The sequence below is a fragment of the Mycobacterium sp. IDUB_36 genome (assembly GCF_055419225.1).
Genome location: NZ_JBVAXH010000001.1, coordinates 3,265,471 through 3,274,643, shown reverse-complemented (window position 1 = coordinate 3,274,643; position 9,173 = coordinate 3,265,471). Strand labels below are relative to the sequence as shown.

Annotated in this window: 10 protein-coding genes and 2 pseudogenes; 6 read left to right on the top strand and 6 right to left on the bottom strand. The window is 64.9% G+C overall.

Annotated features, from left to right (window positions below):
- Nucleotides 1-109: 109 nt before the first annotated feature.
- The gene (locus ACZYW1_RS16300) at nucleotides 110-793 is read right to left on the bottom strand and encodes a TetR/AcrR family transcriptional regulator (RefSeq protein ID WP_463787853.1); all 684 of its coding nucleotides are present in this window, start codon (nucleotides 791-793) and stop codon (nucleotides 110-112) included.
- 202 nt (nucleotides 794-995) lie between these two features.
- On the opposite strand from ACZYW1_RS16300, the gene ACZYW1_RS16295 reads away from it, so the two are divergent.
- Together ACZYW1_RS16295 and ACZYW1_RS16290 are read left to right on the top strand one after the other, a co-directional pair.
- Nucleotides 996-2,876 carry a putative bifunctional diguanylate cyclase/phosphodiesterase gene (locus tag ACZYW1_RS16295; RefSeq protein ID WP_463787220.1) on the top strand — a complete coding sequence of 627 codons (1,881 nt, stop codon included), beginning with the start codon at nucleotides 996-998 and terminating at the stop codon, nucleotides 2,874-2,876.
- Between the two features lie 20 nt (nucleotides 2,877-2,896).
- Nucleotides 2,897-3,571 (top strand): TetR family transcriptional regulator, encoded by a 675-nt coding sequence (locus ACZYW1_RS16290; RefSeq protein ID WP_463787219.1) that lies wholly within the window; start codon nucleotides 2,897-2,899, stop codon nucleotides 3,569-3,571.
- Here the strand turns inward: ACZYW1_RS16290 and ACZYW1_RS16285 are convergent.
- A complete protein-coding gene (locus ACZYW1_RS16285; protein WP_463787218.1) occupies nucleotides 3,568-3,969 on the bottom strand; it encodes a PAS domain-containing protein in 402 nt (133 codons plus the stop codon). The genes ACZYW1_RS16290 and ACZYW1_RS16285 overlap by 4 nt on opposite strands.
- A 122-nt stretch (nucleotides 3,970-4,091) precedes the next feature.
- Nucleotides 4,092-4,370: a hypothetical protein gene (locus tag ACZYW1_RS16280; protein ID WP_463787217.1), complete on the bottom strand. Its 279-nt coding sequence runs from the start codon at nucleotides 4,368-4,370 to the stop codon at nucleotides 4,092-4,094.
- Between the two features lie 194 nt (nucleotides 4,371-4,564).
- Here ACZYW1_RS16280 and phoU point away from each other — a divergent pair, with 194 nt between their 5' ends.
- Nucleotides 4,565-5,224 carry a phosphate signaling complex protein PhoU gene (gene phoU / locus ACZYW1_RS16275; protein WP_463787216.1) on the top strand — a complete coding sequence of 220 codons (660 nt, stop codon included), beginning with the start codon at nucleotides 4,565-4,567 and terminating at the stop codon, nucleotides 5,222-5,224.
- A gap of 1 nt (nucleotide 5,225) precedes the next feature.
- Here the strand turns inward: phoU and arsB are convergent.
- Together arsB and ACZYW1_RS16265 are read right to left on the bottom strand one after the other, a co-directional pair.
- A pseudogene (gene arsB, locus ACZYW1_RS16270) lies at nucleotides 5,226-6,269 on the bottom strand (ACR3 family arsenite efflux transporter); the annotation flags it as partial.
- A gap of 71 nt (nucleotides 6,270-6,340) precedes the next feature.
- Nucleotides 6,341-6,424: pseudogene (locus ACZYW1_RS16265) on the bottom strand (ArsI/CadI family heavy metal resistance metalloenzyme); the annotation flags it as partial.
- Between the two features lie 96 nt (nucleotides 6,425-6,520).
- On the opposite strand from ACZYW1_RS16265, the gene ACZYW1_RS16260 reads away from it, so the two are divergent.
- The 3 genes from ACZYW1_RS16260 to ACZYW1_RS16250 are packed head-to-tail and all read left to right on the top strand — an operon-like array spanning nucleotide 6,521 to nucleotide 8,360.
- On the top strand, nucleotides 6,521-6,880 hold the full coding sequence (locus ACZYW1_RS16260) for an Rv2640c family ArsR-like transcriptional regulator (RefSeq protein ID WP_463787215.1): 360 nt from the start codon (nucleotides 6,521-6,523) through the stop codon (nucleotides 6,878-6,880).
- 26 nt (nucleotides 6,881-6,906) lie between these two features.
- Nucleotides 6,907-7,308 (top strand): ArsR/SmtB family transcription factor, encoded by a 402-nt coding sequence (locus tag ACZYW1_RS16255; RefSeq protein ID WP_463787214.1) that lies wholly within the window; start codon nucleotides 6,907-6,909, stop codon nucleotides 7,306-7,308.
- Nucleotides 7,305-8,360: a cation diffusion facilitator family transporter gene (locus ACZYW1_RS16250; protein WP_463787213.1), complete on the top strand. Its 1,056-nt coding sequence runs from the start codon at nucleotides 7,305-7,307 to the stop codon at nucleotides 8,358-8,360. Before ACZYW1_RS16255 ends, ACZYW1_RS16250 begins: the two co-directional genes overlap by 4 nt.
- On the opposite strand, the gene ACZYW1_RS16245 is transcribed toward ACZYW1_RS16250, so the two are convergent.
- On the bottom strand, nucleotides 8,294-9,100 hold the full coding sequence (locus tag ACZYW1_RS16245) for a crotonase/enoyl-CoA hydratase family protein (RefSeq protein ID WP_463787212.1): 807 nt from the start codon (nucleotides 9,098-9,100) through the stop codon (nucleotides 8,294-8,296). The two genes, ACZYW1_RS16250 and ACZYW1_RS16245, sit on opposite strands and share 67 nt — an antisense overlap.
- Nucleotides 9,101-9,173: the final 73 nt, after the last annotated feature.

The following is a 9,173-nucleotide window of genomic DNA, read 5'->3' as shown; positions in this document are numbered from 1 at the left end:
TAGATTCCGTAGGCCAAGGCGTCGTGCTTGAACGGCAGCTGGTCAACCGGAACCGCCAGCGTCATGGTCGGGATGCGGCGCAGACACAGTGCTCCTCGGTCTCGGCGGGTCAGCGCGGCAGTGCGGCCTGCGCTCGGTGGACCGGCGCTCGCCACAGCCCGACGATCGCGTCGATCAGGCCCTCGGCCGCGATGGGCCAGCTCGATCGTGACCGCGGTCCGTGTTCGGCGAGCTCGCCCTCGTGCTCGGCGCAGGTGTGCATCAACAGATTTCGCGCCATCACCATCCGCTCGAAGCGGACCCGGCTGGGCAGATCAGGCAGGCATCGGTTGATGCCGTTGATGGCCTGCACCAGCAGGGTCGAGCCGAGCGCGTCTTTGGTGACCACCTGCCGGTAGGAGGGGTCAGCCATCGCCTGCGCGGCGAAGCGGGCATACCAGCTGGCGGCGCCCAGTTCGGTCAGGTGGTCGGTGAGCGGACGCACCAACGTGCTCACCCAGTCCCGTAGCTCGGTCGAATCGGCGACGTCGGCCAGCATCTGCGCACGCAGCTGCTCGATCGGCACGCGGTGTTTGCTCTCGATCGCCCGCAACAGGTCGGTTCTGGTGCCGAAGTGGTAGCAGGCGGCCGCGTTGTTGCCCTGCTCCGCCGCTTCGCTGATCTGCCGATTGGACACCGCGTGCATGCCGCGCTCGGCGAACAAGCGCTCGGCGGCCGACAGGATCGCTTCCCGGGTGCCCGTCGATCGGTCGTTGCGCAGGACTCTGGCCGCGGTCACCGACTCAGTGAACACTCGCACCTGAGTTAAATCAAGCAGTTTATTTGACTATCAATAAGCTTGACTAAACTCCTTGTCCGGCGGCCCGCACGGTGGGCGTATATAGTCAAACAACCTGCCGCGCTCCGACTTCGAAACCGAATCGCCAAGACGCTCAATAACTTACCGCGGATAACTCAGCCGGCGCCCCGAGCTCGTTTTCACATCGGAGGAGACGTTGCCGCGCAATCTGGTCACCCGCGTCGCCACCCGGCTGATGGAGACGACGGCGTCGACGGTTGCCGAGGTCAACGAGCAGGTGCTTGCCGAACTCGTCCAGCACCTCGACCTCGACTGCGCGTTCCTCCGGCATAACGATCACAAGATCCGGGTATCGAAACTCGTCGCGGTGTGGCCACCCCCGCTCGACCCCGCTATTCCCGACCCCTCGGCGGTGGCCCATTTCAGCAGCGCCGACCCGGTTCTGTCGTTAAGTGAGCACGGCAAGACCCTGACGGTGGTCCGGCCGGAACCGTCCGATCCCACGTCGGCACGCTGGATCGCCGCCGCCCGCGAGCGCTGGGGTGGCGATGCCCGCAGATTCACCGCGCCCTCGGCGGTTGCGGCGCCGCTGATCACCGGCGACCTCACCACTGGTCTGCTGGTCTGCGCGAGATTCAAGCGGAAGAAGTGGCGTACCGAAGAACTCGACGACATCCAGACGGTCGCGTCTCTGCTGGCCCAACTCCAGGCCCGTATCACCGCCGAGGAAAAGCTCCGCAATCTGGCCGAGCACGACGACTTGACCGGCCTGCACAACCGCCGCGCTCTGATGGCTCACCTGTCCAGGCGGCTGGCCGCGGGGCAGCCCGGACCCGTCCCGGTGCTCTACCTCGACCTCGACCGGCTCAAGTCGATCAACGACTACCTCGGCCACACCGCCGGCGACTGGTACATCCGGACTTTCGCCGAGCAGCTTCGACTCAAGGCCGGCCCCAAAAGCATGACCGCCCGCCTCGGTGGCGACGAGTTCGTCATCGTGCCGGATCGGGCGATGTCGATCGAGACGGTGGAGAAGACCGGCGAGGAACTCTGTGCGGCGCTGCGCGATCGGATGTCGCTCGGCGGCCACATGATCACCCGCACGGTCAGCGTAGGGGTGGCCGTCGGCACTCCTGGGCGCGACAACACCAGCGACCTCCTGCACCGCGCCGACGAGGCCGTCCTGAGCGCAAAACGGGCCGGTGGTAACAACGTGGCGGTGTCCAACGACGACATGTCGATGCAGCGCCTGTTCCGCAACGACATCGAGCTCCACCTGCGGGGCGAGATCGACAACGACGCGTTGTTGCTGCATTACCTCCCCGAGGTGGACCTGTGGACGGGCGCGATCGTGGCCGTCGAAGCGCTGGTTCGGTGGCGACACCCGTCATGGGGGTTGCTGCTCCCGGAGTCGTTCATCGGGGTCGCCGAATCCGCGAATATGGGCAACGACCTGGGCCGCTGGGTGATGCGGACCGCGCTCGCCGAGTTCAGCCGCTGGCGTTCCCGCGGGGTGGGGCAGAACACCACGCTGCGCCTCAACGTGTCGCCCGCTCAGCTGGTCAACCGCGACTTCGTCGGCAGCGTCGCCGAAGCCATCAACGAGTTCGGCATCGACGCCGGTTCGGTCTGCCTGGAGATCACCGAGCGCGCGGTCGTCCGCGACATCGAAACCACCCGCAGGACGCTCGAGGCGCTCAAGGAGGTTGGGGTTCAGATAGCGATCGACGACTTCGGCACCGGATACGCGGTGCTGTCACACCTGAAATCGCTGCCGGTCGACATTCTCAAGATCGACACATCTTTTGTCCGCGATCTAGGTACAAGTAGCCGCGATTTGGCCATTGTTCGAGCCATCATCGGCCTCGCCGAGGCGTTTGACCTGCAATTAGTCGCCGAGGGCGTGGAGACCCCGGCCGCCGCACTGACCCTGATGCGACACGGGTGCCACCAAGCTCAGGGATATTTATTATCGCGTCCTCTCCCCGGTCACGCGATGGAATCGCTACTCTCATCTCGTTGGATGCCAATGCCATTCCTCGCTGACAGCCAGGCACTATCCTCGACAACGATCTGAAAAAACACGATCTGACGAATATGAGCGATGTAACCGATAAGCGATCCGATACGACGCGCGAGCAGATTCTGCGAGCCGCGGCGCACCAATTTGCCCAGCGTCCGTATTACGCGGTCGGCCTGGACGATATTTTGGCCGAAGCGCAGCTCACAAAGGGCGCGATGTATTTTCACTTTCGCTCGAAGCACGCGTTGGCGCTCGCGATCGTGGACGAGCAGACCGTGAAGTCCGGCGCGGCGGTCCAGGAATTACTCACCCGCAAGCTGTCCGGCCTGGAGACCTTGATCGACGTCACCTTCCTGTTCGCGATGGCTGACATCACCGACAACGTCACCCGCGCGGCGTTCAACCTGCTCGAGTCGGTGGGCCGGACCGAAAAGCTGCAAGAACGCCTGTTGGGCGGATGGATCGAGCTGCTCGGCGACATCGCGGCGCGCGGTGTCCGTGAGGGCGACATCATCGACCGCGGCGATCCCGAAGACATCGGACGGCTGCTCGTCTCGATCTACATGGGGATGCGACAGGCCAGTCATCTCGACGACCCGGTGGTACTCCTCGGCGACTACGAGAAGGCCCTCTCGACCGTGCTCCGGGGAATCGTGCAGCCGGACAAGATCGGATACTTCGCGCAGTTCCTCAAGCGCCGCACCGCCCTCGCGGTCAAGGCCGTCTCGCCGCCCGCAGAGGCGTACTAGAGCTCGTCGACCCAGAGCCGCTCGGTCAGATCCTGGAACGTGGCGAGCGCGATGTCGTCGTCAGCGCGGATCAGCGCCGACCTGCTCATCAGCGCGCGCACGCTCGAACCGTCCTGATGCGCGAGTTCGACCACCTCGTTGGCCAGCGACTGCACCACCGCAACCGGCGAATCGGCGATGAGCGGCAGATAGAAGATCTCATCGAATTTCATCGCGGCGATGTCTTCGCGGGTCCGGCCGACCATCTCCGAGAATGCCGAATTGGCGAAAACCAGCGCGCCGTCATTCGCGATCGCCAGCACCGGAATGGGAATGCGTTCCAGCACGACAAGGGCGGGCAGCTGTTCGAGAGTAGCCGTCGGCGATAGTCCCGCCTGGCTCTTGCGTCGTCGCTCCACGCGCTAATTATGGTTCATCTGGCGACTACTGTGTGCACTTGATTTCAATGTGGGAACGCTATGAATTTTCTGTGACGAATTTTGCCGTACCGGCCGCCCACGGGCGTCGATACCTAGTGCGTCTAGGTCCGCGGAAATCTGGAATTCAGCGCGCTGAGCATCCGGCGCGCCTCGCGCAGCCGTTCCCGCACGACGACCAGGCGTTTAGGCGGCTCGACATAGCCGTCGGACTCGCAGCGCTGTTCCCAGGCCGACTCCGCCTTGGCCACCTTGCGCTTCATCGTCTCGATGTCGCGACGCAGCAGCGTGGCGAAAAGCTGAGCCTGGACCAGTTCCGAGCGTCGAGGTAGCGGAATGACGTTGGTCGGCAACGGTTCACCGTCTGCGCCGAACGTGGTCATCGGAACTCACCCGCGCAGCCTTGCGGGTCTCTTCTGGTGGGCAGCACTGCTATCCCCTGACGTCCATCGTCCTGCGCTCAAGACTGGCCTCACCAGCTGCCCAAGGCAACACCTGTTTTCATCAGGAAAGTTAGGGTTCATGATGTGTTCATCGACGCGGATGCGGTTGGCGGCATCCCGGTAAGGACGAGGCAATGCGGACGGCCTTTCAGGAGCAGCTCGAGTCGCTGACGAACGCGCTCAGCACCATGTGCGGTCTCGCCGGTGTGGCGATGGACCACGCCACCCACGCCCTGTTGGAAGCCGATCTCGCAGTGGCCGAGCAGGTGATCGGCGAGCACGACCGCCTCGTCGAGCTGCAGGCCAAAGCGGAGGAAACCGCGTTCATCCTGCTGGCGCTGCAGTCCCCCGTCGCCGGCGACCTGCGGCTGGTCGTCGGCTCGCTGCAGAACGTCGCCGACGCCGAGCGGATGGGCGGGCTGGCACTCCACGTCGCGAAGATCGCGCGCCGGCGCCACCCCAACCCCGTTCTGCCCGACGAGGTACGGGGCCACTTCGCCGAGATGGGCCGGGTGGCGGTCGAGTTGGGTAACAGTGCCAAAGATGTTGTCATTTCCCGTGATTCGAAGCAAGCCGCGGACATCAGCCGCGAGGACGACGCGATGGACCAGCTGCACAAACAACTGTTCGACGTTTTGATGGATACCGAGTGGAATCACGGCGTCTCGACGGCGGTCGACATCACCCTGCTGGGCCGGTTTTACGAACGCTTCGCCGATCACGCCGTCGAAATCGGCCGTCGCGTCGTTTTCGAGGCCACCGGTGGGACTGCGTCAGAATGGCGCGCTACCTGAAACGCGGGCGCAGCGCCAACGAGACGTAGACCAGCGCGACCAGCACCGGCACTTCGATGAGCGGACCGACGACGCCGGCGAGAGCTTGGCCCGAAGCGGCGCCGAAGGTCGCGATGGCGACGGCGATGGCGAGCTCGAAGTTGTTGCCGGCGGCCGTGAACGCCAGCGTGGTCGCGCGCTGGTAGCCGAGGCCGAGTACCGCGCCCAGCGCGCAGCCGCCGCACCACATGACGGCGAAGTACGCCAGCAGCGGTATCGCTATCCGGGCGACATCGGTTGGTCTGCTGGTGATCTGGTGGCCCTGAAGCGCGAACAGTAGGACAATGGTGAACAGCAGCCCGTACAGCGCCCACGGCCCGATTCTCGGCAGGAGCACATTCTCATACCAGCTGCGCCCATTGACTTTTTCCCCGATGCGGCGCGAAAGGTAGCCCGCGACAAGCGGAATGCCCAGGAAGATCAGCACCGACCGGGCGATGCGCCACGGCGATGCCTCGAAGCTGCTCTGCGCCAACCCGAGCCACCCCGGCAGAACCGACAGATAGAACCAGCCGAGCGCACCGAACATGACGACCTGGAAAATCGAGTTCAGCGCGACCAGGACCGCGGCGGCCTCGCGGTCGCCGCCGGCCAGGTCGTTCCAGATGATCACCATCGCAATGCACCGGGCCAGGCCGACGATGATCAACCCGGTGCGGTAGGCGGGAAGGTCGGGCAACAACAGCCAGGCCAGAGCGAACATCAACGCCGGGCCCAGTACCCAGTTCAGCACCAGCGAACTCACCAATAGCGTGCGATCGGCGGTCACGGTCTTGAGGCGGTCGTAACGCACCTTGGCCAGCACCGGATACATCATGATCAGCAGGCCCACCGCGATCGGCAACGAAATACCGCCTATCGCAACGTGATCGAGGGTCGCGTTCAGACTCGGGATGTACCGCCCCAACAGCAGACCGGACGCCATTGCGACGCCGATCCAAACGGGTAAAAGCCGGTCGAGCAGCGGCAGCCGATCGACCACACCCGGATGTTCCGGCGCTGTCACTCGTCGGCTCCGGCGTCGGCGCAGCAGTCGGCGTCGGCGCAACATTCGCAGCCGCAGCCGCCCTTGTCCTGGGGTACAGCACCGAAGAGCTTGGAGTAGCACGTGATTGCCTCGTCGAGGTCGTCGACGTTGAGGGCGAGTTGGGTTCGCGACATGGCCTTCTACCTCTGCGACGTATATCGAACTATTGACTACGGTCGATGCTGCCGACCTTTTCGATATATGTCAAGAAGCTGTGGCACGATGGCGGTATGCCCAAGGCACTGCCCCTCATTGACATGTCGTCTCCCGTGCGCTGCTCACCCGTGGCGGCCGGGCCGCTCGATGACGACGCGGCGCTCGACATCGCGTTGCGCCTCAAAGCACTCGCCGACCCGGTCCGGGTACAGCTGGTCTCCCTGCTGTTCAGCGCCGAAGCCGGCGAAGTCTGCAGCTGTGACCTCGCAACAAACGTCGGCCTGAGCGAGTCCACGGTGAGTCACCACCTCTCCCAGCTTCGGCGCGCCGGGATAGTCGAGTCCGAGCGTCGGGGGATGAACGTGTACCACCGGCCCCGCCGCGAGTCGCTGACAGCGCTGTGCGCGGTGCTGGACCCGAACTGCTGCCGCTAGGAATTCACCTAGTCTAGTATCTGCGTATGAACGCAAGTAGCGACATTCCCGCGGTCATACCCGACGACGAAGTCAATCTGATCGTCGAAGTCTTCCGGATGCTGGCCGATCAGACCCGCATTCGCGTGCTGTGGGCACTGACCGGCGGCGAGATGTCGGTGACCGAACTCGCCGACCAGGTGGGCAAACCGGCTCCCTCCGTCTCACAGCACCTGGCCAAACTCCGGATGGCCCGACTGGTGCACACGCGACGAGAGGGCACCACGATCTTCTACAGCCTGGAAAACGAACACGTCGGCCAACTCGTCGCCGACGCGGTGTACAACGCCGAACACGCCGGACCCGGAGTGCCGGCACACCATCGCGGCGACGACACCGTCGCCCCCATGTCCCGAGACCGTCACCAGCGCAAGGTAACTCGAAGATGACCTGCAAGGAACAAGAAGCACCCACGCCCGACGAGAGCCACCACCACGAGCATTCACGCGGGCTGCGCGGTGCGGTGAACGAGATTTTCGCGCCGCACTCGCACGACTCCGCCGACCACATCGACGGCGCGCTGGAATCGAGCGCGGCGGGTATCCGGGCGGTCAAGATCAGCCTGCTGGTGTTGGGTGTCACGGCGATCGCCCAGATCGCCGTCGTGGTCATCTCGGGGTCGATCGCGCTCGCCGCGGACACCATCCACAACTTCTCCGATGCGCTGACCGCCGTGCCACTCTGGATTGCGTTCGCGCTCAGCAGGAAAGCAGCAACCCGCCGCTACACCTACGGGTTCGGCCGGGTCGAAGACCTCGCCGGACTGTTCGTCGTCGCGATGATCACGATGTCGGCGGTGGTGGCCGGCTACGAGGCAATCGAGCGACTCATCCACCCGCAGCCCATTGCCGGCCTCGGCTGGGTCGCCCTGGCCGGCGCGGCCGGATTCATCGGCAACGAATGGGTGGCGCTCTACCGCATCAGGGTCGGAAGACGAATCGGGTCAGCCGCTTTGGTGGCCGACGGGTTGCACGCCCGCACCGACGGCTTCACCTCGCTGGCGGTGCTCGTCGGAGCCGGCGGCGTGGCACTGGGCTTCCCGCTCGCGGACCCGATCGTCGGCCTCGTCATCACGGTGGCGATCCTGGCGGTGCTGCGAACAGCCGTGCGTGACGTGTTCCGTCGCCTGATCGACGGCGTGGAACCGGAATTGGTCGACACCGCCGAGGCCGTGCTGGCCGACCGCGAGGGCGTGCATTCGGTCCACAGCGTTCGCCTGCGTTGGATCGGTCACCGATTACACGCCGACGCCGAACTCGACATCGACCCGACGCTGAGTTTGGCTGCGGCACACCGCATTGCACACGACAGCGAACATGCCCTGACGCATGCCCTACCGCGGCTCACCACCGCGCTGATCCATGCGTATCCGGCTCACTCCGCGGCGTCGACGAAAACTGGCTGCTCTTTCGACATTCCGGCCATCACCGCGGCCAGCTGATTGGGTTTGCCGATCAGCCCGACCTGTAGTTCGGATTCGCGTTTCAGAGCCGCCGCCGTGTCGTCGCTGACCCACGTCTCGTCGTAGAGACGTTTGGCGGCGCGGACGGCATCCGGGGACTTCTGGGCGATCTCCTCGGCAAGTGCCAGCGCCGCTGCCAACGGGTCGTCGCTGTTTCGCGTGACCAATCCGAGTGAGAGAGCGTCGCTGCCGGACACGATGCGCCCGCTGAAGGTCAGCTCTTTGGCGACGTCGATGCGAACCAGCCGGGGCAGCGTCTGCGTGATGGCCATGTCGGGCACCAGGCCCCACTTGACCTCCATGATCGACAGTTTCGCGTCCGGCGCGGCGATCCTGATGTCGGCGCCCAGCGCGATCTGCATGCCGCCGCCGAAGCAGTTCCCGTGAATCGCGGCGATCACCGGCGCCGGGACCAACGACCAGTCGTAGGCGACTCGCTGGGCGAAGTTGGCCAGCCGGTCGCCGTCGCGCTCCAGCAGCACCCCGGTGCCGCCCTGACCGGACATGAAGCTGGCGATGTCCAGACCCGAGCAAAAGCTCTTCCCCTCGCCGTGCAGCACGACCGCACGCACCGACACATCACCTGCCAGCTGCTCCGCGGCCTTCGCCAGGCTCTCGAACATGGCCTGGTCCAACGCGTTGTGCTTGTCGCCGCGCACCATCGTCACCGTCGCCACGCCGGTCTCGCCGATCTCGACCCGAACTCTGTCTTCGCTCATTCGTGGAACTTACCGCGACCCGCTCCGCGAGTGTCTAGGTGCCAGAGTGGCCGGAGCCGTTCCTGTGCTGGGT

Excerpts from the sequence above, each read along its gene's own strand:
- ACZYW1_RS16260 (WP_463787215.1), top strand. The coding sequence starts at position 6,521 with ATGCCCAAGGCACTGCCCCTCATTGACATGTCGTCTCCCGTGCGCTGC.
- ACZYW1_RS16290 (WP_463787219.1), top strand. The coding sequence starts at position 2,897 with ATGAGCGATGTAACCGATAAGCGATCCGATACGACGCGCGAGCAGATT.
- ACZYW1_RS16280 (WP_463787217.1), bottom strand. The coding sequence starts at position 4,370 with ATGACCACGTTCGGCGCAGACGGTGAACCGTTGCCGACCAACGTCATT.
- ACZYW1_RS16255 (WP_463787214.1), top strand. The coding sequence starts at position 6,907 with ATGAACGCAAGTAGCGACATTCCCGCGGTCATACCCGACGACGAAGTC.
- ACZYW1_RS16245 (WP_463787212.1), bottom strand. The coding sequence starts at position 9,100 with ATGAGCGAAGACAGAGTTCGGGTCGAGATCGGCGAGACCGGCGTGGCG.
- phoU (WP_463787216.1), top strand. The coding sequence starts at position 4,565 with ATGCGGACGGCCTTTCAGGAGCAGCTCGAGTCGCTGACGAACGCGCTC.
- ACZYW1_RS16250 (WP_463787213.1), top strand. The coding sequence starts at position 7,305 with ATGACCTGCAAGGAACAAGAAGCACCCACGCCCGACGAGAGCCACCAC.